An 18,687-nucleotide genomic window follows, 5' to 3' on the forward strand; every position below is an offset into this window, starting at 1 on the left:
ACCGGCCCGGCCGGGGCGGAACAGGCGTCGTGTACCCGAAGACATGAAGGAGGTTTCCATGACCACTGTCACCATCTCTCCCGGTGGGGAAGTGCTCGAAGCGGCCGAAGGCATGAGTCTGCTGGAGGTGCTGCTGAAGGGCGACATCAAGATCCCGCACAAGTGCGACGGCAAGGCCTCATGCGGCAGCTGCCATATCTTCGTGCAGGAGGGCCGCAAGGGCCTCACCAAGATCGCCCGCGAGGAGAATGAGAAGCTCGACTCCATCGTCGGCGTCGGCTCGAAGTCCCGCCTCGCCTGCCAGGCGAAGGTGCTGGGCACCGAAAACATCAAGATCGAGCTCCTGGGCTTCGGCTCGGGCCTCTGAGTTTCCGCGTGCGTCCGGGCACCCGCCCTCGCCCGGACGTTCCGCTTCCTTTGACCCCAGCAGACGGAGTGGACCCATGAGCAATGCCATTCTTCACGTGCGCTTTGCTGCCAACGGCAGCGTCATCGAGATCAGCGAACGCCCCGCGGCGCTCACGCCTCAGGACTGGTTCAATTTCCTGAGCCTCGAGGTGCCGAGCACCTACCAGGCCCTCGCCGGCGGCCGCGGCGTGTTCCGCATCCCGACGGAAGCGCTCCCGGCGCTGAAGGCAAGCGCCGCCCCCGCCGCCGCGTGATATCCGGAGATGATCATGGTGCCGCACACCCGACAGCCCGCAGACCTTTCGCCACCGGCCTGCGCGGGAGCGGCCCCATGAACCATCCCATCACCCACTGGCCTCAGACGGGGGCGCCCGTCCCCCCGCCTGACCTTGCCCTGGATGGGCGGGACAAGCCGACCCTCGGCGAGTCGTCGGCAAGCGCTGCCGCTCTGCCCGTTGCGGACGCGCCCGGCAGCTTCGCGCGTGCCCTGCTTGATCTCGACACGCTGACGCCGGCAGCGCGCGCGGACGTACGCGCGCTCCTCGCCGCTCACGGCCTCTGTGCGCCCGAGATGGGGCGGCCACCTGCCGCTCCGGCCCGTCCTTCGGCCGACGCTTCGGATACGGCGGATCTCCTCCCTTTCGATGCCCTGCTGAAATGCCGGCGCCGCCTTGGCCGCGCCGGCTCATCGCAACCCGCCGTGCATGTGGAACTCGATCTCAGCGAGACGCCGGTCGCGGTCCAGCCCGGAGATGCCATCGGCATCCTGCCGGAGAACGACCCGATCCTCGTGCAGCGCATCCTCGCCCATCTCGGCCTGTGCGGCCGGCGCCTCGCGGATGGCGAAAGCCTGCGCGCCCACCTTCTGGCGCGTTACGATCTCGACCATGCGACGCCGGATCTGTTCCAGTTGATTGCGACCCTTGCAACGGGCGAACGACGGGACACCGCCCTCGCGCTGCGCGATGCCCCTGCGCCCGCCATGGACGTGCTTTCGGCGCTCGGCCTGCTCTCGCGCTTCCGGCCGAGTCCGGAGGCGCTGCTCGCGTGCCTCGCCCCCCTCGAACCCCGCTTCCATCTCGTGACCTCCAGCGCCCGTCTCCACCCGGGCATCGCGGCCCTCGTGGTGGAGAAGGAGGACAAAGGGAGTGCGCTGACGTTCCTGAGCACGCGTGCGCCGGTGGGCTCCCGCCTTCAGTGCCTGCTGCGGCGGGCGCCGCACTTCCGCCTGCCGCAGCAAAGGGATGTTCCGCTCATCATGATCGGCGCAGGCGTAGGGATCGCCCCCTTCCGGGCCTTCCTGCAGGACCGGCGGGCGCGCATGGAGTCCGGGCCCGCCTGGCTGTTCTTCAGCCATGCCAGCGCCGCCACCGATTATTTCTACGAGGACGAATTGCGGGCCTTCCGCGCGCAGGGACACCTCACCACCCTCACCACGGCCTGGACGCAGTCCGGCCCTCAAGCAGGAAGCTTGGAAGGGCGGCTTGCGGAAGCCGCTCCTGAGCTGCTCGCCTGGATCAGCGAGGGCGCTCATGTCTATGTCTGTGGCGACGATGTGGTGACGGCCGGCGTCGAGCGGACCATGGTTGGTCTCCTCGCGAGTCACCTGGCATTAGCCGGAGCGGGGGATCTCGACGCGCTCAAGGCGCAGGATCGCTATCACGTCGAGCACCTCTGATCAGAGGCGTCCGCCCGGCCCATTCTCGATGCGTCATGCGGGCTCCACCGCGTCGGCAATCGCGACTTGGCCGAGCTTCGACGGAGCGTAGCCCTCTTCCGCCAGAACCCGCCGCACCACCGGGCGGTCCAGCATGCGTGCGTAGTGCGCGGCAACGGCGGACGGCAAAGCGAGGCCCAGCTTGTCGGCCCAGAATTCCAGATAGAACAGGATGGGGTCCGCGACGCTGAAGCCCCCCGCAAGGTAGGGCCCTTCGCCCAGCGCCTGCGCAAGCACACCGAACCCCTTGCGCACGATTTCCTCGCCCAGCGCCTTCACGGCCGGATGGTCAGCCGCATTGCGCGTGAAGGTGGAGGTGGCGAAGAGGCGGGCGAAGCCCTGGCCGTGGATGGTCGCGGTCATATAGGCCATGGCCTCCAGCAGCCGGGTTTCCACCTCCACGTCCTGCGGCCAGAGTCCGGCGCGCGGATGCGTGCGCCCGAGCCAATAGGCGATGGCCGGCACCTCCGTGAGGGCTGTCCCGTCGCGCCGCACCAGAGTAGGGATCGTCGATTTCGCATTGATCGCCACGTATTCCGGCCGGAAGTGGTCGCCCGCCGGCAGGTTCACCACATGAGCCTCGAAGACCTGCTCCAGCTCTTCCAGCAGAATGTGAATGCCGGTCGAGCACGAGCCGGGCGTCATGTAGAATTTCATCATCGCCATGGAAGCCTCCCCGACGCCGCGGCGCCTTCGGCACGCTTCATGCAAATATCGGCGCAGGTGGCGAGATCAGGCCCGGTGACGCGCGGGACGCGACATCGGGCCGTCGGATTTGCGACGCCGACCCCCCAAGGGAGCAGGACCGTGCCGGCCGACGATATCGAGGTCTATGCCATCTGCCACCGTGAGGCGATCAGCCCCGGCGAGGCGAAGGCCTTCAGCCTCTTCCGGCGCCACGAGAATGGCGAGGCGCGTCCCTTTTCCATCTTCGTCATCCGCAAGAGCGCGCGGGAATATGTAGGCTATGTGAACGTGTGCCCGCACAACAGGACCTGGCTCAACATCAGCTCCGGCGGCTTCCTCACCGCCGATCGCGCGCGCATCGCCTGCAGCCGCCACCGTGCGGAATTCGACATCGAGAGCGGCACCTGCCTCTCCGGCCCCTGTGAAGGAGCGAGCCTTGAGCCGCTGGCCCTCACCATCATCGCCGGCGACGTGTGCCTGTGTGGCGTCAGCCTGGTGGAAGACGAAAGCGTGCGGGAGGAGCCCGACGAGACCATGGAGATATCGATCCACCCGGAATGAGTTCCTGATCATCCTTTCTCCCGCAACAGGACAAGCCGAGCATGATCGAAGAGGCAGAGACAGCGCAGTGGCCGGACCAGCGGTTCTTCGTGTCCTACACGGGCGTCAAGCTGCCGTTCACGCTCGTCAATCCCATCGCGGCGGACGCGCTCTCCAATCGCAACACCTTCATCCGCGCCTATTTCGATGCCGCGGGCGTGCTGCGCGGCTTCGACAAGGTGGTCTATGGCGAGATCGAACTTTCCCACCGCTATGCCTATCACGACAATGGCGCGCTGCGGCACGCGGCCATCGTGATGCTGGATGAGGAGCCGGCCGAACTCGCCTTCGATGCCGCCGGCATCCCCATCGCCTCCGAAGCCTGACGCCGCCGGGAGCCCGCCATGACCGTCGCCCAGCTCATCGCCGCCCTCTCCAGCCTGCCGGCGGACGCCGTGGTACTGATGGATTGCGACGGCGGCCTCGCGAGCATCGACAGCCTCGATTTCATCGCCGGCGAAGGCCCGGGCGCGCCCTCCGAGGTGATTCTCCAGCCGAGCCTGGAGGAGTGAGGGAACGTGCGGCGCTGTCGGCGCGCGGGCCGATGAACTGGGACACTTTGGGCGCTGAACACAACGCGCCGGTGTGATAGGGCTGCCGGCAAAGGAGAGAGCGATGTCCGAGACCGTGGCCGAAGTCACCATTTTCGAGCGCATCGGCGGGGCCGAGACGGTGGATCGTCTGGTGGAAGCCTTCTACCGGCGCATGGACACCGAACTGGACGCCCGGCGCATCCGCCTCATGCATGCGGACGATCTCTCCCACACCAAGGCCGTGCTCAAGCGCTATCTTACCGAATGGCTCGGCGGGCCGAAGCTTTATTCGGTGGAGAAGGGCCATCCCCGCCTGCGGCAGCGGCACATGGGCTTTGCCATCGCGTCGCCGGACGCCGAGGCCTGGATGCTCTGCATGCGCGGCGCCATGGCCGAGACGATCGCGGACGAGGCCGTCCGCAGCCATCTCGACGACACGCTGACCAAGCTCGCCTACTGGATGCGCAACCAGCCCGACGCGCCCGAGGGCACACAGACCTGGAAGCCCTGAGCGGTCCTGTCGAACGCCGGTTCCGCTCCGCTGGACCGCAGCCACATCGCAGGGGCGGGCAAAGCCGCCGCGCTCCCGGAGATTTAGAGCGGAATCCCGAAAAACTCCTCCTCGGCTCCGCCCCAGGCCTTATGCAGGGAAAGCGCCGTCGACCATTTGTCCATCTCGGCCGGCTCGGCCATGCGGTGGGAGATGACGCCGCCGGGCTTCTCCGCCAGCAGGAAGGACTTTCCGTTGCGCAGGAAGCGCTGGAGATCCTTGTTGTCCGTGGGCCGGACCACGCAGCGCGGCGCCTCGTCGATCAGGATGGTGGTGGGCAGCATCGTCGAACCTCCCGTCTCGAGAACATTACGCCGGCCCCCCTCGGGCACGGCCGGCGGCGCGGGACACGGTGGCCCGGCGCCGCCGCGTCGCCGTCAGAATCCGTCGCGCTTCTTGCCCCAGGGATGGGAACCAGGAACGAGCGAGGCGGTGATCCCCGCCTTGGCCACGTCCGCGAGCGTCTTGTAGAGCGTCGCTTCGTGGACAAGCGTGCCGCTCGTCGTGTTCACGGCCACATAGCGGGCGACCCGGTCCACCTCGCACAGATAGCCGCCGCCGGGATCCTCCGTCGCCCGGATGTTGCCGTCCCAGTCCACGAAGAAACCTTCGCTCATCTCAACGCCCCGTGCTGCATCCCGGCTGCGCGCCGGACGCAACGGCCCGAGCAAGATTCTTGCCGGTCCGGACCGCCAGCGCCGGCCCGCGTCCAGCGCCTGAGCATGCGGCCTCTGTCGGCAAGGCAACAGGAGGGCCTGTCGCGATGGAGCCATTGCGACGCGGGAACAGCCCCGTTCCAACCGGATCTTCGGCCTATCCGCCGCGCTGCGCGACGACCTCGCTCAAGGCCCGCGCCACCCGGTCCCGGCAGGCGATGAGGCGGGCATGATCCGCCGCGCTGAGGGTGATGCTGCCCGCCTCCGGCGGCCCCACCTCGCTCATGCCCTCCTGAGGCGCGAAGGCGGCCGCCATGGCCTCGAATAAGGCCCGCTCCAACTGGTAGATGTGCTCGCTGGCCCGCTCCAGATAGGGCAGCGGGTTGGCGCGCACATTCTCTTCATGCAGAGCCTCAAGGCCAAGCTGCGTCCGCAGCCGGCGCGCGGCCCAGGCCGTGGCCGCCGCGGACGTTTCACCTTCACGCATCCCGTTCTCCCCCGGCCGGGTCAGTCGAGCGGCGGGCCAAGATCATCCCCGGCCGGCGCCTTCGCCTTCTTCTTTTCCGTCTTGGCCTGGGCATAGGCGCCGGCATTCTTCAACTGCACGGGCGCCTGCCCCTCGACGAACTGGCCGATCCAGAACAGCGTGCGCGCCTGGGCCTCGCAGGTGGCGGCGGCGTGGTAGGTGGCCCGGCCGGCGCTGGCAAAGCCATGGGTCGCACCCTCATAGGTGAAGGCGCTCACATCCGGACGCTGGTCGCGGAAGCGCTGCGCCTGATCCACCGGCACCAGCGGATCGGTGGCGCCGAAATGGATCAGCGTCGGCACGCGCCGCTTCTCTGCACCGGCCCCGACGACACCAAGAGGATAATAGGCGATGGCGCAGGCGAGACCCCGCAGCTGGTTCGCCGCCTCATAGGCGAGAAACCCGCCCCAGGAATAGCCCACGACCGCGACCTTACCGGCCTCCCGCGCCGCGTCCACGGCCGCCTGAATATCGTTGAGGGCGGGCTCGCGCCCCACTTCCTCCACCAAGGTCACGCCCCTGGCGAAGCCCTCCTCGTCATAGGCGAGCACAGTGCCGGGCGCCGCGCGGTCGAACAGGGCCGGCACGATGGCAAGATAGCCCCGTGCGGCAAAGTCATCGGCGGCGGCGCACATGTCATCGGTGATGCCGAACATGTCGTGAATGAGCACGACGGCGCCCCTGGCGTCGTCCTTGGGCTCGGCCCGATAGGCAGAGAGCCCGTGGCCGTCGGCGGCGGTGAGCTGGAACATGACATCCTCGCGCGGGACACGCGGCCCTGCGGGCGGCAGGGCGATCCGGGGTTGTCGCGGTCCCTGCCCTCCCCGATGCATCGAGGGTGCCAGATGGCCTCCGGATCAGAGAAGACCCAGCTCCAGCTTCACGTCGTCGGTCATGCGGTTGGTGTCCCACGGCGGATCGAACACCAGATTGACCTTGGCGACATCGATCTGGCGCACCGTCAGCACCGCGCGCTGCACCATGGAGACCAGTTCCCCGGCCACGGGACAGCCCGGCGCGGTCAGCGTCATGTCGATCTCGGCGCCCACCGTGGGCAGCAGCTGGATGCGGTAGACGAGGCCGAGATCATAGATGTTCACCGGGATTTCCGGATCATGCACCGTGCGCAGGGCCTCGATGATCTCGGCGGTGATGGCCTCCTCGTCCCAGTCCACGGCGGTTGCCGTCTCGGAAGAGAGGTCCTCGGTCTCGGTGCCCGGCATCATAGGCTCGTCGGTCATGAAATCGTCGCTCATGGTCATCGGCGCCCGCCTCCTCTCGGCTGCTCCGCGCCCACCGGCCCATCACGCGGCGGTGATGAGCGTGCGCGTATCTGAAGACACGTTATGCAAGCCCGGCGCCAACCGGGAAGGAGATGGAAAGAGAAGACCTTGGCGCGCGCCCGCCGGGCTCAGGAAAGTCCTTCCGCGAGCGCCTCGATGACGCGCCAGCCCACGACGCCTGCCGGATCGAGCTGGCGCAGGGCCGCGAGCTTGCGCTCGGCCTCTTCCACCCGGTTCTGCCGCAGATGGATAAAGGCCAGAGCCTTCAGCGTGTATAGGGCAAAGCGGCCCGGCCCGTCCGGCGCCTCGTCGCGCGGCTGCCAGGCCCGCCAGTCTTCGTCCCAGCCGGCCTGCCGCGCTGCCTCGCGCAGACCGCTCTGCGCTGCCGCCTCGGCCTCCGACAGATGGCCCTGATAGGTGTGGATCTTGTAGAGGCAAAAATAGACCGGCAGTTCGCCGGGGGCCTCCGCGAGCGCCCGGCGGAACAGCGCATCCGCCTTGGCATGGTCATGGCGATAGGCGGCCACGCCCTGCTGGAGCAAGGCATTGATGGCCACCGGCACGTCACCGAAATTGATGAGTTCGGCTTCCGGAAACATCTCGATCATGCCGCAGCCGATGCAAATTGGAGGCCGGACGTGGACGCGCCCATCACGCCCGAGGCGCCAGCGGGATGTCCGGCACCAACCAGAACCCCTGTCGCATGTGCGACATGCGACAGGCGCCGGCAACGCGGAGCCAATGTCGCGCCACGCATTCCGGCCCCGCAGGACAACTGGTTTGAAGCTTGCAAGGACCGGGCGAGAGAGACCGGGAGCAAGTCTGATGGCAATGGTCGGATCGGAAATTGAGCGCCTCATCAAGGAAGCGTTCCCCGACGGACAGGTGGTGATCGTGGATCTCGCGGGCGACGGCGACCATTACGCCGCCCGGATCACCTCCGAGCAGTTCCGCGGCAAGAGCCGCGTGCAGCAGCACAAGATGGTCTACGACGCGCTGAAAGGGGAGATGGGCGGTGCCCTGCACGCGCTGGCGCTCGAAACCATCGTTCCCGCCTGAGGCCCTCACCCTTCCCCACCGGAGACGCAAGACATGTCCACGTCCGATCGCATCAACGGCCTGATTTCCGAGAACGACATCATGGTGTTCATGAAGGGCACGCCCGCCATGCCGCGCTGCGGCTTCTCCGGCGCCGTGGTGCAGATTCTCAACACCCTCGGCGTGCCCTATGCGACGCTCGATGTGCTGGAGGATCCCTTTGTCCGCGAGGGCATCAAGGAATTCACCAACTGGCCGACCATTCCGCAGGTGTTCGTGAAGGGCGAATTCATCGGCGGCTGCGACATCGTCCGCGAGATGGCGCAGAAGGGCGAGCTTCAGGCCCTGTTCAGTGAGAAGGGCATCGCCCCCAGGGCCGCCTGATACCGACGTGCGCGGCGGGCCTCAGCCCGCCGCCTGTCGTGCGGGGCGCAGGAGCGCCAGGCATTCTACCGTGCCCGCAAGATCCAGCGCCGTGAAGCCGTCCAGCGTTTCGAGCTCCGCATCTGCGCCCCGCGCGAGGAGACGGCCCACCACCGGACCGAGGCCGGCCGAAGACGCATACATCAGGGCGGTCGCGCCGTTGTCATTCTGGTTGTCGATGTCGATGCCGGCAGCCACCAGCATGTCGATGGCGTCCAGATGCCGGCCGACGCAGGCGAGCCACAGCGCCGTGTTGCCATCGGCATTGCGCAGATCGAGATGCGCGCCCGCCGCGATGAGCTGGCACAGCGCCTCCGTGTCGCCCGTGTGGGCCGCCTTCATGAGCGGCGTGGTGCCGTTGTCGATCACCGCATCCACGTCATCGGCCGGAAAGCCGTGGGCGACGAGCCAGGCAGCGAGATCCGCATCGATGTCGGGCATGGCATGGGTGGCGCCGCGTGTGCGCCAGCCCTCATAGCCGTCATCGAGGCTGGAGACGTCCTGGAAGCCGAAATCGGCGAAGGTCTGCGCATATTCCTGGCTGGCATTGCCGTGATAGCAATAGATCAGCACGGGATGGTGCCGCGGTGTCGCCAGGATGATCTCCGAGAGATTGGCCTGCGAAAGCCGCCGGGCGCCCGGCATGTGACCCGCCTCGTAGGAGCACGCATCGCGGGTGTCGAAGACGAGGAGATCGTCCCGCCGGAGAAGCACCTCCGCCTCGCCGGGATGGATGCGGCGGAAGGGAACGCGGAAGGTCATGCGAGCGGCTCCTGTGCAGGGGCGGGAGGCGGGCGGCGGCCGGGATAGGCGGGCAGCGACAGGATGCGCCCGTCATGGAGCGGCCGGCCGACGGTGAACTGATAGAGGCTCTGGAAACGCTCGCCCTCAAGCCCGAGAAGCTCGTGCAGGGCATCGTCGAAGAAGCAGCCGATACCGGTGCCGCGCAGGCCCGCCCGCTCGGCTTCCAGATAGAGCACATGACCGAGAAGCCCGGCCTCCCAGTGCAGCGCGCGGTAGCGCCACGGGTCCACCTCCAACTCCAGCGCGAAATCGGCGACGAAGCTCAGGGCCACGCAGCTATCGCCGGCAATGGCTTGATGGCAGCAGATGGTGCGCATCACGCCGCGAGCGTCTGCCTCGACCAGGCGCCGAAGGGGCAGATGCGCTGGCGCGCCCGGAACGTCGTCCCAGGCGAAATCCGCGCGCAGCATCCGGCGCAGCGGGCCTTCCGCGTCCGCCCGGCGCGGCAGGGCATAGAGGCCGGTCGCCAGCCCCTGAACGCGATGGACGAAGAAGACGGGATGCACCTGCGGTGCATGGGGCCACATGTCGAAGGGGGCCGCGCATCGCGGCAGAAGCGCATCCGCAAGAGCGAAGAAGTCCGCCGCCGGCATGACGAAACCGGCCTCGAAGCGCTGCGCGCTGCGCCGGCCGAGCAGCACCTGCGACGCCGGGGCCGTTCCCGAAGCCAGAGGCGCGGGCAGATCCGACGGCGCCGGGAGCGCATCGAGCACGCCGCCGGAGGCGCGGGTCGCCGCGCTCACCACATCGATGACCGGCCAGCGATACATGGGGTGGCGGTCGAGGCAGTTCGCGCGCCCTGCCCACGGGCCGGCTGGCGCATTCGGGATCATCGCTTCGAAGCCGGCCACACCCATGTCGATGGCGACGAGGACGTCCGCCTCCTCTGCCTCGGCCCCGGCAAAGTCGGGCGCGCGGTCAAGGCCGAGCCGCGCCGCCACCGCCGCGGAGGGAAGCGCGGTGAGAAGATGCACCCGCCAGCCCAGCGCCGCCGCCGCATAACGCAATGCGCCCAGTGCGTGGCCGAGATCGAGCTGGCAATAGCGGAAGGCGCGCTCGCCATATTTCCACGCCTCGCGCCAATGGATGGAGGACAGGCCGACCCAGAGCCGCGCCGGCTCGTCCGGGGCCCCGGGATCGGCCGCCCGGTGCTCCAGCGCATGGTCGCGGCTCACATAATGATGCAGGCCATCCTCGAGGCCGGCGATGTTGCGCGCCAGCACATAGGCTTCCGTCGGGTGGAGATTGCCGCTGGAGGGATTGCAGCGCACCGCCCAGCGGTCGGGTCCCGTCTCCTTCCAGGCGGCAAGCCCGAAGGACAGCTCCAGCAGCAGCGCCACCGAGCCAAGCGTCGGCGGCGCGGGCGGCACCCCGCCGGGTGTGAGCATCTCGTCGAAACGGACCGCGAGGTCCTCCGCCATCACCGGCAGCGCCAGCTTCGGGCAGCCGGAGAACTCGCGAAAGGGATTGGGCTGGGCATCCCAGTCCAGCGTCTCCGGTCCCGCCGCGTAGTGGCCGAGCCTGTGCTTGGTGCGCAGATGATAGCCGCGCGCCACAGCGCCCGGGTCCGTCGCTTCGGGGACCGGCCGGCTGCCCGCGCCGGGGGAGGCCGTCATGGCGCGACGGCTTCGGCGGGCGTGGGGCAGGCGCCGACCTCCGGCCGTGAGCAACCCTGCGGCGCATCCCCGGATGCCGGTCCCAGAAGACGCGCGACAAGCGGCCCCTCGAAGCCCGCACAGCGCACGCCCTCCACCTCCAGCAGCGGCCGGCGAATGAAGAGCGGCTCCTCCAGCATCAGGGCCAGCGCCTGTTCGGCGCTGAACGCGCGCGGATCGACCCCGCCCGACTTGATGCCCGGCGCCGCCGGATTGAAGCGTGCCGGCACCGGCATGTCGCCGAAGAAGGCCGCGAGGCGCTCACCCGTCCAAGGCTCGGAGAGAAGGCTGCGGGCCACCACCTCATGGCCCGCCTGCTCCAGCAGACGCTTCTGCCGCCCATTGGTGCCGCAGCCCGGCTTCTCATAGAAGATCACGCGCGCCACAGCGGCACCTACGCCATCATGCCGAGCTGGACCAGCGGCTGCGCCCCGCCGCGTCCGAGAATGGTGTCCACCTTCTTGCGCACCGCCTCCAGCGTCAAAGGCTTCACCACCGCGCCATGGGCACCGGCCTTCAGTCCCTCCACGGCCGTCGCTTCCTGCGCCTTGTCGCAGACAATGAGAATGCGCACGCCGGGAAAGCGGGCGTTGATCTCGGACACGAGGCCCGGTCCACGCGCGGCGAGGAAGGAGACGCCCAGCATCACCACGTCGGGCTTCAGCCAGCCCTCTCCTTTCTCATAGGCCTCCTCGAGGGTGGCCAGCTCATGGGTCTCGATCTCGTCGTGCAGCATGAACTGCAGCGCCGCGCGGGTGATCTCGTCCTCGTCCACGACAAAGACGCGCCGCTGGTCCACGGCCTTCGCGGTTTCGACACCAATCTGCATGGCAGCCTCGCTCGATGCGGGCCCCGCCGTTCCGTGGCCCTCGCGTGAACCTGTGCAAAATCCGTTCCGTGTTCCGGACGCGGAGGTGGGCGATGATGATCCCTTGCTTCGGCCCGCCGGTCCCTGCCGCAACCCGAGCGGAAGACGTGTTTCCTTTCCAACAGCCTGCGGCGTTCTGTCAGGTTCGAGACATGCCGTCCCCACCCGTCACCCGCGCATTTTTCCGTTGTATTTCCATGGGGATATGAAGACGCAGGCGGATGGCACGGTCGTTGCTGATATTCATCCTGCACGGCGAGTGAGGGCTGAGTACACGCAGACGCGACGACGAGCGATGTGCTCCTTCCCGTAACCGACGAGCCTGTTTGTGAGCGCGAGCGCCCCAGCCCCGGCGGGGTGGTCATTGGCAACGGTTCGAAGGAATTCAAGACATGTCGTCACTGAGACAGATCGCATTTTACGGCAAGGGGGGCATCGGCAAGTCGACGACGTCCCAGAACACGCTGGCGGCGCTGGCGGAGATGGGCCATCGCATCCTCATCGTCGGCTGCGACCCCAAGGCCGACTCAACCCGCCTCATCCTGCACGCCAAGGCGCAGGACACCATCCTGTCGCTGGCCGCCGCCGCCGGCAGCGTCGAAGACCTCGAGCTCGAAGAGGTCATGAAGATCGGCTACCGCGACATCCGCTGCGTGGAATCCGGCGGCCCGGAGCCGGGCGTCGGCTGCGCGGGGCGCGGCGTCATCACCTCCATCAATTTCCTGGAGGAGAACGGCGCCTATGAGGACATCGACTACGTCTCCTACGACGTGCTCGGCGACGTGGTGTGCGGCGGCTTCGCCATGCCCATCCGCGAGAACAAGGCGCAGGAAATCTACATCGTCATGTCCGGCGAGATGATGGCCATGTATGCGGCCAACAACATCTCCAAGGGCATTCTCAAGTACGCCAATTCCGGCGGCGTGCGCCTGGGCGGGCTCGTCTGCAACGAGCGCCAGACGGACAAGGAGCTGGAACTGGCCGAGAACCTCGCCAAGAAGCTCGGCACCCAGCTCATCTATTTCGTGCCGCGCGACAACATCGTGCAGCACGCCGAGCTGCGCCGCATGACGGTGATCGAGTATGCGCCCGACAGCGTTCAGGCGAACCACTATCGCAACCTCGCTGAGCGCGTCCACAACAATGGCGGCAAGGGCATCATCCCGACCCCCATCACCATGGACGAGCTCGAGGACATGCTCATGGAGCACGGCATCATGAAGACGGTGGACGAGACCCAGGTCGGCAAGACCGCCGCCGAACTCGCCGCGCTCTCCGCGTGACGCCCCCGTCCCCGGCCGCCGGCCGGGGACATCCGTTCATGCCCGAGCCTTTCATCCCAAGACGTTTGATTGAGACCCTTCATTCTGACCGACGATCCGCGCGACCGGCCATGGCAGCACACGGCCCAGCCGATCGCGCGGCCCCCTCAGGGCCTGCCGCAGGGCATGCCTCTCACCGTGTCCTGAAGCCGGGAGTACACGCCCATGACCAGCATGGCCCTGTCTCTGCCACTGGCTTCCACGCCCTTCCCGGGCGGGGCGGATGCCGCCTGCGCCGGGCAGGCTTCGCCGCTTCCGTCGGCCGGCGCGATCTATCGCCGCCTCATCGGCTGCGCGCCCGCCCATGCCCTCGTTGGCGATACGGCAGCCTTCGACCGGCATGTCCTGGCGGCCATCCTGGCAGTCTCGGCTTCGGAAGGCGGGCCCGTCGCCAGCCGCTGCGGTCTTGCGGCGCACGAGATTTCCGACCTGTTGCACCGCTTCTTCCCCGCCGTGGGCGATCTCGGTGCCAGCTGGCAGGCCCACGCATCGCCCCTCGATGAGGAGAGCGCCATGGTGCGTGATCTGCTCCTCGCCCAGCGTTCGGCCGATCCGCAAGTGGGCGGCTGGCTCGCCGCCATGCTGGCGCGCCGGGCCATGGAGCCGAACCATCTGTGGGAGGATCTGGGCCTGCGCGCGCGCGATGAGCTGACGCGTCTCATGAACCGGCATTTCGCGCCGCTCGCCGGCCGCAACACCCGCAACATGCGCTGGAAGCGCTTCTTCTACCGAAGCCTGTGCGAGGACGACGGCTTCGTCATGTGCGCAACGCCCGTTTGTACCGAATGCGGCGATTTTACCCTCTGCTTCGGCGACGAGAGCGGGGAGAGCCGCATGGCGGAACGCCGGCGCAGCATCGCCCTCGCCGCCCCCGCTTCCTGACCGACACAGACACGGATGGATGCCATGCACGCTCCCGTCTCTCCCGAACAGGCCGACCTCAACATGGAGCAGCAGCTCCGCCTGGTCTGGCGCCGGCTGAAGAAGGATGATGCGCCGTGGCTGGACGCCAGCGCCATGCTCCGCCGCCACGGCCTCAGGCCCACCCGCCAGCGGGTGGTGCTCGCCCGCCTCCTGTTCGCCAAGGGCCACCGGCATGTGACGGCGGCGGTGCTGCATGACGAGGCGATGCGCGCCCGTATCCCCATGTCGCTCGCCACCGTCTACAACACGCTGAACCATTTCACGGAAGCCGGCCTGCTGCGGCGGATCGGCATCAGTTCCAGCATCACCTTCTTCGACACCAACACCAGCCACCACCATCACTTCTTCATCGAGGGCGAGCTCGGCCTCTATGACATCGACGCCAGCGCGGTGAACGTCGCGCAGCTGCCCGTCATTCCGGACGAGAACGAGGTGAGCGGCGTCGATATCGTCGTCCGCCTGCGTCGCACGGGCCGCTGAGGGACGCTCCGCCTGTCGCCTTCGGGGCACCCGCATCCGCGTAGCAGCGCGGCCCGCCTCCCGCGGACTGGCCATCGCCAGTACTGGCACGGGCATTGCTTGGACCTCATCCGTGCCCCGACATCGGGGCAACGGGTTCGCCCGCCAAAGCGACCGGATGAGTTCACCTCATCCGATTACGCACCAGACTTTCAGGAGACGGAGCATGGCGACCGCCGGCGGCATCCTCGATCAGCTCAACAAGGCATCCAGCGCGGAAGACTTCTTCGCGCTGCTCGAGGTCGATTACGATCCCCAAGTGGTGAATGTGGTGCGCCTGCATATCCTGCGGCGCATGGGCCAGTATCTGGTCAGCGAGAATTTCGAAGGCCAGGCGGATGACGCCATCCGCGCCCGGTGCAAAGAGGTGCTGGAACAGGCCTATGCGGACTTCCTCGCCTCCTCGCCCTTGCAGGAGCGGGTGTTCAAGGTGCTGAAGGAGGCCGCCCAGCCGCCGAAGCCCAAGCCGATGGTATCGCTCACCGTTCTCAAGTGACGTTCCCCCCCTCCCGCGTCCTTCAAGGGCGGCCTGCACCCGGCAGGCCGCCCTTCGCGTTTCAGGGCGCGGGCGGGTGGTGAGGGGCCACGGGCAAGACGCGCCTGTCGCATTCCCGACGCGGGTGGCGGACGTTCCTGTCGGCCGGCGGAGCCGGGGCGGAAAGCGCATTGTGGCATGCCAGACAGCCCTTTGATTTCATGCGCGTTTTCGGGCTGAAAGACAGTTGGTACGACACTTGCTCATTCCTCCCCAAGAGCCCAACCGTTCCGGGAGCGAACGCAATGCACATCGTCGTCTGCATCAAGCAGGTTCCTGACTCCGCGCAGATCCGCGTGCACCCCGTGACGAACACCATCATGCGTCAGGGTGTGCCCACGATCATCAACCCTTACGACCTCTTCGCGCTGGAGGCCGCGCTCGCGCTGCGCGACCAGCATGGCGGCGAGGTCACGGTCCTCACCATGGGCCCGCCCTCGGCCGAGGACAGCCTGCGCAAGGCACTCACCTTCGGCGCCGACCGGGCCGTGCTGCTCACGGACCGCTTCTTCGCCGGCTCCGACACGCTCGCCACCACCTATGCGCTGGCCACCGCCGTGCGGAAGATCGGCGAGACCTTCGGCGCGCCGGACATCGTGTTCACCGGCAAACAGACCATCGACGGTGACACGGCGCAGGTCGGCCCCGGCATCGCCAAGCGGCTCGGCCTGCTCCAGCTCACCTATGTGGCGAAGATCGCCAATGTCGATCTTGCGGGCCGCAGCATCCAGGTGGAGCGGCGGTCCGAGGGCGGCGTGCAGGTCCTTCAGACCCGCCTGCCCTGCCTCATCACCATGCTGGAGGCCACCAACGAGATCCGCCGCGGCGCCATGGCCGATGCGCTGCGCGCCGCCCGCGCCGAGGTCGTGATCTGGAGCGCCAAGGACGCCGGCGTCGAGGACATCTCCAAATGCGGCCTGCGCGGTTCGCCCACCATCGTGAAGCGCGTGTTTGCGCCCTCCGCCCGCGCGGAGAAGGCGACGATGGTGGACTTCAGCGAAACCGCGCCGGCGGACGCCCTGATCGCGGAAATCTTCAAGCGCCAGCCCAAGCTCGAGGACGACCTCGCGGCCCTGGCGCGCGGCTACTGACGGACAGACGAGGGAGCACGTCATGAGCGAACCCACCAAAGCACCCGCCGCGTCCGCCGGAAGTCGCGCCGCGACGAAGAAGGAACTGCCCGAGCACTTCAAGGCCTATAAGCACGTCTGGGTGTTCATCGAGCAGGAACGCGGACAGGTCCATCCGGTCTCGTGGGAGCTGATGGGCGCCGGCCGCAAGCTCGCCGACAAGCTCAAGGTGGAGCTGGCGGCCATCGTGCTGGGGCCGGACGACGAGGCGACGCAGCACGCCGCCGCCGAAGCCTTCAGCTATGGCGCCGACCTCACTTATGTGGTGGCCGATCCCCTGCTCACCGACTATCGCAACGAGGCCTATACCAAGGCCCTCACCGATGTTGTGAACACTTACAAGCCAGAGATCCTGCTGCTGGGTGCGACCACGCTCGGCCGTGACCTTGCCGGCTCGGTCGCCACCACGCTGCTCACCGGCCTCACCGCTGACTGCACGGAGCTCGACGTGGATGCGGACGGCTCGCTCGCCGCCACCCGCCCCACCTTCGGTGGCTCCCTGCTTTGCACCATCTACACGCTAAACTACCGGCCGCAGATGGCGACGGTGCGTCCGCGCGTGATGCCCATGCCTGAACGCGAGGAAAAGCCCATCGGCCGCATCATCACCCACCCGCTGGGGATGGTGGAGGACGATATCGTCACCAAGATCCTGTCCTTCCTGCCGGATCGCGATTCCGCCAAGTCCAACCTCGCCTATGCGGACGTGGTGGTGGCGGGCGGCCTCGGCCTCGGCTCGCCGGAGAATTTCCAGCTCGTGCGCCAGCTCGCCGGCGTGCTGGGGGCGGAATATGGCTGCTCCCGCCCGCTGGTGCAGAAGGGCTGGGTCACGTCTGACCGGCAGATCGGCCAGACGGGCAAGACGATCCGGCCCAAGCTCTATATCGCCGCCGGCATTTCGGGCGCCATCCAGCACCGTGTGGGCGTCGAGGGCGCGGACATGATCGTCGCCATCAACACCGACAAGAACGCCCCCATCTTCGATTTCGCCCATGTGGGCATTGTCACCGATGCGATCCGGCTGCTGCCGGCGCTGACCGAAGCCTTCCGCGCCCGCCTCTCCCCCCATTCGCGCGACCGGATCGCCAGCTGAAGGAGCGTGCCATGATTGATGAGAAGTTCGACGCCATCGTCGTCGGCGCGGGCATGGCGGGCAACGCCGCCACGCTCACCCTCGCCCGGCGCGGCCTGAAGGTGCTGCAACTGGAGCGGGGCGAATATTCCGGCTCCAAGAATGTGCAGGGCGCCATTCTCTATGCGGACATGCTGGAGAAGCTGGTCCCCGATTTCCGCGAGGACGCGCCGCTGGAGCGCCATCTCGTGGAACAGCGCTTCTGGATGCTGGACGACCGCTCCCATGTGGGCCTCCACTATCGCTCGGAGGACTTCAACGAGGAGAAGCCGAACCGCTACACCATCATCCGCGCCCAGTTCGACAAGTGGTTCTCCTCCAAGGTGAAGGAGGCCGGCGCCACGGTGCTGTGCGAGACCACGGTGACGGAACTGGTGCAGGATGCCTATGGCAAGGTGATCGGGGTCAAGACCGATCGCTCCGGTGGCCAGATCCATGCGGATGTGGTGGTGCTGGCGGAAGGCGTGAACGGCCTGCTCGGCACCAAGGCGCACCTGCGCGAACGGCCGAAGCCCGAGCATGTGGCGCTGGCGGTGAAGGAGATGCATTTCCTGCCCCGCGAGACCATCGAAGCCCGCTTCAACCTCCAGGGCGACGAGGGGGTGGTCATCGAGGCCGCCGGCACCATCTCCCGCGGCATGACGGGCATGGGCTTCATCTATGCCAACAAGGAATGCATCTCGCTGGGCATCGGCTGCCTCGTCTCCGATTTCCAGAAGACCGGCGAGACGCCCTATGGCCTGCTGGAGCGCTTCAAGAGCCACCCCTCCGTCGCGCCGCTCATCGAGGGGTCGGAAGTGAAGGAATATGCCGCGCACCTCATTCCCGAGGGTGGATTCAAGGCCATTCCCCAGCTCTTCGGCGACGGCTGGGTGGTGGTGGGCGATGCCGCCCAGCTCAACAATGCCGTCCATCGCGAGGGGTCGAACCTCGCCATGACCTCGGGCCGGATCGCGGCGGAAGCCATCTTCCAGGTGAAATCCCGCCGCGAGCCCATGAGCGCGAAGAACCTCTCGCTCTACAAGACCATGCTGGAAGAGAGCTTCGTCCTGAAGGACATGAAGAAGTACAAGGACCTTCCGGCCCTGCTTCACATCAATTCGCAGAACTTCTTCCTCACCTATCCGCAGCTGGTCTCCAAGGCCATGCAGAACTTCGTGCGGGTGGATGGCACGCCCAAGGTCGAGAAGGAGAAGCGGACGCTGCGTGCCTTCGTGGAGGCCCGCTCCTGGTTCGGCCTGTTCGGCGATGCCTTCCGCTTCGCCCGCGCGTGGCGGTGAGCCCGCCCGGTCGAAAGGTTTCGAGTGACATGCGTTCCCGGTCCGCTGCCCCCGCAGCGGGCGTTCCGCCACCGGCCTGAGGCCGGGCGAGACAAGG

The 18,687-nt window shown here is 67.5% G+C and carries 27 protein-coding genes; 16 read left to right on the plus strand and 11 right to left on the minus strand.

The annotated features are described in order from the left end of the window. Positions 1-58: 58 nt before the first annotated feature. The 3 genes from AZC_RS17615 (at position 59) to AZC_RS17625 (ending at position 2,086) form a co-directional block, all read left to right on the plus strand. Entirely contained in the window at positions 59-367 is a 309-nt protein-coding gene (locus tag AZC_RS17615; protein ID WP_043880465.1) for a 2Fe-2S iron-sulfur cluster-binding protein, read from the plus strand. A gap of 76 nt (positions 368-443) precedes the next feature. Further along, positions 444-662: a hypothetical protein gene (locus AZC_RS17620; protein WP_043879536.1), complete on the plus strand. Its 219-nt coding sequence runs from the start codon at positions 444-446 to the stop codon at positions 660-662. 77 nt (positions 663-739) lie between these two features. Next, complete coding sequence (locus AZC_RS17625) at positions 740-2,086, plus strand: hypothetical protein (protein ID WP_052285982.1); 1,347 nt, start codon at positions 740-742, stop codon at positions 2,084-2,086. 33 nt (positions 2,087-2,119) lie between these two features. On the opposite strand, the gene AZC_RS17630 is transcribed toward AZC_RS17625, so the two are convergent. Further along, positions 2,120-2,782: a glutathione S-transferase family protein gene (locus AZC_RS17630; RefSeq protein WP_043880467.1), complete on the minus strand. Its 663-nt coding sequence runs from the start codon at positions 2,780-2,782 to the stop codon at positions 2,120-2,122. A gap of 150 nt (positions 2,783-2,932) precedes the next feature. Here AZC_RS17630 and AZC_RS17635 point away from each other — a divergent pair, with 150 nt between their 5' ends. From AZC_RS17635 to AZC_RS17645, 4 genes are all read left to right on the plus strand, one after another. Then, positions 2,933-3,373 carry a Rieske (2Fe-2S) protein gene (locus AZC_RS17635; protein ID WP_043879537.1) on the plus strand — a complete coding sequence of 147 codons (441 nt, stop codon included), beginning with the start codon at positions 2,933-2,935 and terminating at the stop codon, positions 3,371-3,373. Positions 3,374-3,414: 41 nt separating this feature from the next. Then, the gene (locus tag AZC_RS17640; protein ID WP_012171951.1) at positions 3,415-3,738 is read left to right on the plus strand and encodes a DUF6156 family protein; all 324 of its coding nucleotides are present in this window, start codon (positions 3,415-3,417) and stop codon (positions 3,736-3,738) included. 18 nt (positions 3,739-3,756) lie between these two features. Continuing rightward, positions 3,757-3,924, plus strand: a complete 168-nt coding sequence (locus AZC_RS25865; RefSeq protein WP_012171952.1) for a hypothetical protein — start codon at positions 3,757-3,759, stop codon at positions 3,922-3,924. A gap of 103 nt (positions 3,925-4,027) precedes the next feature. Continuing rightward, the gene (locus AZC_RS17645; RefSeq protein ID WP_043879538.1) at positions 4,028-4,456 is read left to right on the plus strand and encodes a group II truncated hemoglobin; all 429 of its coding nucleotides are present in this window, start codon (positions 4,028-4,030) and stop codon (positions 4,454-4,456) included. Positions 4,457-4,539: 83 nt separating this feature from the next. Here AZC_RS17645 and AZC_RS17650 read toward each other — a convergent pair whose 3' ends face one another. The 6 genes from AZC_RS17650 to AZC_RS17675 all read right to left on the minus strand — a co-directional run bounded on the left by AZC_RS17650 (position 4,540) and on the right by AZC_RS17675 (position 7,568). Continuing rightward, the gene (locus AZC_RS17650) at positions 4,540-4,779 is read right to left on the minus strand and encodes a hypothetical protein (protein WP_012171954.1); all 240 of its coding nucleotides are present in this window, start codon (positions 4,777-4,779) and stop codon (positions 4,540-4,542) included. A gap of 93 nt (positions 4,780-4,872) precedes the next feature. Continuing rightward, positions 4,873-5,112 (minus strand): hypothetical protein, encoded by a 240-nt coding sequence (locus AZC_RS17655; protein ID WP_043879539.1) that lies wholly within the window; start codon positions 5,110-5,112, stop codon positions 4,873-4,875. Between the two features lie 196 nt (positions 5,113-5,308). Further along, positions 5,309-5,638 carry a hypothetical protein gene (locus AZC_RS17660; RefSeq protein WP_012171956.1) on the minus strand — a complete coding sequence of 110 codons (330 nt, stop codon included), beginning with the start codon at positions 5,636-5,638 and terminating at the stop codon, positions 5,309-5,311. Positions 5,639-5,658: 20 nt separating this feature from the next. After that, positions 5,659-6,429: a dienelactone hydrolase family protein gene (locus AZC_RS17665; protein ID WP_043879540.1), complete on the minus strand. Its 771-nt coding sequence runs from the start codon at positions 6,427-6,429 to the stop codon at positions 5,659-5,661. Between the two features lie 105 nt (positions 6,430-6,534). Then, complete coding sequence (locus tag AZC_RS17670) at positions 6,535-6,939, minus strand: iron-sulfur cluster assembly protein (RefSeq protein ID WP_012171958.1); 405 nt, start codon at positions 6,937-6,939, stop codon at positions 6,535-6,537. Positions 6,940-7,088: 149 nt separating this feature from the next. Beyond that, positions 7,089-7,568: a hypothetical protein gene (locus AZC_RS17675; RefSeq protein ID WP_012171959.1), complete on the minus strand. Its 480-nt coding sequence runs from the start codon at positions 7,566-7,568 to the stop codon at positions 7,089-7,091. A 217-nt stretch (positions 7,569-7,785) separates the two neighbouring features. Here AZC_RS17675 and AZC_RS17680 point away from each other — a divergent pair, with 217 nt between their 5' ends. Together AZC_RS17680 and grxD are read left to right on the plus strand one after the other, a co-directional pair. Next, a complete protein-coding gene (locus AZC_RS17680) occupies positions 7,786-8,019 on the plus strand; it encodes a BolA/IbaG family iron-sulfur metabolism protein (RefSeq protein WP_012171960.1) in 234 nt (77 codons plus the stop codon). Positions 8,020-8,052: 33 nt separating this feature from the next. After that, positions 8,053-8,382: a Grx4 family monothiol glutaredoxin gene (gene grxD / locus AZC_RS17685; protein ID WP_012171961.1), complete on the plus strand. Its 330-nt coding sequence runs from the start codon at positions 8,053-8,055 to the stop codon at positions 8,380-8,382. Between the two features lie 21 nt (positions 8,383-8,403). On the opposite strand, the gene AZC_RS17690 is transcribed toward grxD, so the two are convergent. From AZC_RS17690 to AZC_RS17705, 4 genes are read right to left on the minus strand one after another with little or no spacing between them, the layout of a single operon-like run. Beyond that, complete coding sequence (locus AZC_RS17690; RefSeq protein ID WP_012171962.1) at positions 8,404-9,183, minus strand: ankyrin repeat domain-containing protein; 780 nt, start codon at positions 9,181-9,183, stop codon at positions 8,404-8,406. After that, positions 9,180-10,841 carry a SagB/ThcOx family dehydrogenase gene (locus AZC_RS17695; RefSeq protein WP_012171963.1) on the minus strand — a complete coding sequence of 554 codons (1,662 nt, stop codon included), beginning with the start codon at positions 10,839-10,841 and terminating at the stop codon, positions 9,180-9,182. Before AZC_RS17695 ends, AZC_RS17690 begins: the two co-directional genes overlap by 4 nt. After that, the gene (locus tag AZC_RS17700) at positions 10,838-11,266 is read right to left on the minus strand and encodes a nitrogenase-associated protein (RefSeq protein WP_012171964.1); all 429 of its coding nucleotides are present in this window, start codon (positions 11,264-11,266) and stop codon (positions 10,838-10,840) included. The genes AZC_RS17695 and AZC_RS17700 overlap by 4 nt, the downstream gene beginning before the upstream one ends. 8 nt (positions 11,267-11,274) lie before the next feature. Further along, positions 11,275-11,709 (minus strand): response regulator, encoded by a 435-nt coding sequence (locus tag AZC_RS17705; RefSeq protein WP_012171965.1) that lies wholly within the window; start codon positions 11,707-11,709, stop codon positions 11,275-11,277. A gap of 431 nt (positions 11,710-12,140) precedes the next feature. Between AZC_RS17705 and nifH the strand changes: the two genes are divergently transcribed. The 7 genes from nifH to AZC_RS17740 all read left to right on the plus strand — a co-directional run bounded on the left by nifH (position 12,141) and on the right by AZC_RS17740 (position 18,590). Beyond that, a complete protein-coding gene (gene nifH / locus AZC_RS17710; protein ID WP_012171966.1) occupies positions 12,141-13,031 on the plus strand; it encodes a nitrogenase iron protein in 891 nt (296 codons plus the stop codon). 204 nt (positions 13,032-13,235) lie between these two features. Beyond that, positions 13,236-13,952 (plus strand): nitrogen fixation protein NifQ, encoded by a 717-nt coding sequence (locus AZC_RS17715; protein WP_012171967.1) that lies wholly within the window; start codon positions 13,236-13,238, stop codon positions 13,950-13,952. Positions 13,953-13,976: 24 nt separating this feature from the next. After that, positions 13,977-14,474, plus strand: a complete 498-nt coding sequence (gene irr, locus AZC_RS17720; RefSeq protein ID WP_274532292.1) for a Fur family transcriptional regulator Irr — start codon at positions 13,977-13,979, stop codon at positions 14,472-14,474. A 205-nt stretch (positions 14,475-14,679) separates the two neighbouring features. Next, positions 14,680-15,009 carry a nitrogenase stabilizing/protective protein NifW gene (gene nifW, locus AZC_RS17725; RefSeq protein WP_012171969.1) on the plus strand — a complete coding sequence of 110 codons (330 nt, stop codon included), beginning with the start codon at positions 14,680-14,682 and terminating at the stop codon, positions 15,007-15,009. Between the two features lie 284 nt (positions 15,010-15,293). After that, positions 15,294-16,139, plus strand: coding sequence for an electron transfer flavoprotein subunit beta/FixA family protein (locus AZC_RS17730; RefSeq protein ID WP_012171970.1), 846 nt, complete (start codon positions 15,294-15,296; stop codon positions 16,137-16,139). A 22-nt stretch (positions 16,140-16,161) separates the two neighbouring features. Beyond that, positions 16,162-17,271, plus strand: coding sequence for an electron transfer flavoprotein subunit alpha/FixB family protein (locus tag AZC_RS17735; protein ID WP_012171971.1), 1,110 nt, complete (start codon positions 16,162-16,164; stop codon positions 17,269-17,271). Positions 17,272-17,282: 11 nt separating this feature from the next. Then, complete coding sequence (locus AZC_RS17740; protein WP_012171972.1) at positions 17,283-18,590, plus strand: FAD-dependent monooxygenase; 1,308 nt, start codon at positions 17,283-17,285, stop codon at positions 18,588-18,590. Positions 18,591-18,687: the final 97 nt, after the last annotated feature.

It is taken from the genome of Azorhizobium caulinodans ORS 571, from assembly GCF_000010525.1.
In the GTDB taxonomy this organism is placed as follows: Bacteria; Pseudomonadota; Alphaproteobacteria; order Rhizobiales; family Xanthobacteraceae; genus Azorhizobium; species Azorhizobium caulinodans.

What these genes read in the sequence shown, in the direction of transcription:
- AZC_RS17715 (WP_012171967.1), top strand. Translation starts at nt 13,236, where the DNA reads ATGACCAGCATGGCCCTGTCTCTGCCACTGGCTTCCACGCCCTTCCCG.
- nifH (WP_012171966.1), top strand. Translation starts at nt 12,141, where the DNA reads ATGTCGTCACTGAGACAGATCGCATTTTACGGCAAGGGGGGCATCGGC.
- grxD (WP_012171961.1), top strand. Translation starts at nt 8,053, where the DNA reads ATGTCCACGTCCGATCGCATCAACGGCCTGATTTCCGAGAACGACATC.
- AZC_RS17675 (WP_012171959.1), bottom strand. Translation starts at nt 7,568, where the DNA reads ATGATCGAGATGTTTCCGGAAGCCGAACTCATCAATTTCGGTGACGTG.
- AZC_RS17695 (WP_012171963.1), bottom strand. Translation starts at nt 10,841, where the DNA reads ATGACGGCCTCCCCCGGCGCGGGCAGCCGGCCGGTCCCCGAAGCGACG.
- AZC_RS17655 (WP_043879539.1), bottom strand. Translation starts at nt 5,112, where the DNA reads ATGAGCGAAGGTTTCTTCGTGGACTGGGACGGCAACATCCGGGCGACG.
- AZC_RS17620 (WP_043879536.1), top strand. Translation starts at nt 444, where the DNA reads ATGAGCAATGCCATTCTTCACGTGCGCTTTGCTGCCAACGGCAGCGTC.
- AZC_RS17740 (WP_012171972.1), top strand. Translation starts at nt 17,283, where the DNA reads ATGATTGATGAGAAGTTCGACGCCATCGTCGTCGGCGCGGGCATGGCG.
- irr (WP_274532292.1), top strand. Translation starts at nt 13,977, where the DNA reads ATGCACGCTCCCGTCTCTCCCGAACAGGCCGACCTCAACATGGAGCAG.
- AZC_RS17630 (WP_043880467.1), bottom strand. Translation starts at nt 2,782, where the DNA reads ATGAAATTCTACATGACGCCCGGCTCGTGCTCGACCGGCATTCACATT.
- AZC_RS17650 (WP_012171954.1), bottom strand. Translation starts at nt 4,779, where the DNA reads ATGCTGCCCACCACCATCCTGATCGACGAGGCGCCGCGCTGCGTGGTC.
- AZC_RS17625 (WP_052285982.1), top strand. Translation starts at nt 740, where the DNA reads ATGAACCATCCCATCACCCACTGGCCTCAGACGGGGGCGCCCGTCCCC.
- AZC_RS17645 (WP_043879538.1), top strand. Translation starts at nt 4,028, where the DNA reads ATGTCCGAGACCGTGGCCGAAGTCACCATTTTCGAGCGCATCGGCGGG.
- AZC_RS25865 (WP_012171952.1), top strand. Translation starts at nt 3,757, where the DNA reads ATGACCGTCGCCCAGCTCATCGCCGCCCTCTCCAGCCTGCCGGCGGAC.
- AZC_RS17640 (WP_012171951.1), top strand. Translation starts at nt 3,415, where the DNA reads ATGATCGAAGAGGCAGAGACAGCGCAGTGGCCGGACCAGCGGTTCTTC.
- AZC_RS17735 (WP_012171971.1), top strand. Translation starts at nt 16,162, where the DNA reads ATGAGCGAACCCACCAAAGCACCCGCCGCGTCCGCCGGAAGTCGCGCC.
- AZC_RS17615 (WP_043880465.1), top strand. Translation starts at nt 59, where the DNA reads ATGACCACTGTCACCATCTCTCCCGGTGGGGAAGTGCTCGAAGCGGCC.
- AZC_RS17730 (WP_012171970.1), top strand. Translation starts at nt 15,294, where the DNA reads ATGCACATCGTCGTCTGCATCAAGCAGGTTCCTGACTCCGCGCAGATC.
- AZC_RS17680 (WP_012171960.1), top strand. Translation starts at nt 7,786, where the DNA reads ATGGCAATGGTCGGATCGGAAATTGAGCGCCTCATCAAGGAAGCGTTC.
- AZC_RS17660 (WP_012171956.1), bottom strand. Translation starts at nt 5,638, where the DNA reads ATGCGTGAAGGTGAAACGTCCGCGGCGGCCACGGCCTGGGCCGCGCGC.
- AZC_RS17670 (WP_012171958.1), bottom strand. Translation starts at nt 6,939, where the DNA reads ATGACCATGAGCGACGATTTCATGACCGACGAGCCTATGATGCCGGGC.
- AZC_RS17690 (WP_012171962.1), bottom strand. Translation starts at nt 9,183, where the DNA reads ATGACCTTCCGCGTTCCCTTCCGCCGCATCCATCCCGGCGAGGCGGAG.
- AZC_RS17665 (WP_043879540.1), bottom strand. Translation starts at nt 6,429, where the DNA reads ATGTTCCAGCTCACCGCCGCCGACGGCCACGGGCTCTCTGCCTATCGG.
- nifW (WP_012171969.1), top strand. Translation starts at nt 14,680, where the DNA reads ATGGCGACCGCCGGCGGCATCCTCGATCAGCTCAACAAGGCATCCAGC.
- AZC_RS17705 (WP_012171965.1), bottom strand. Translation starts at nt 11,709, where the DNA reads ATGCAGATTGGTGTCGAAACCGCGAAGGCCGTGGACCAGCGGCGCGTC.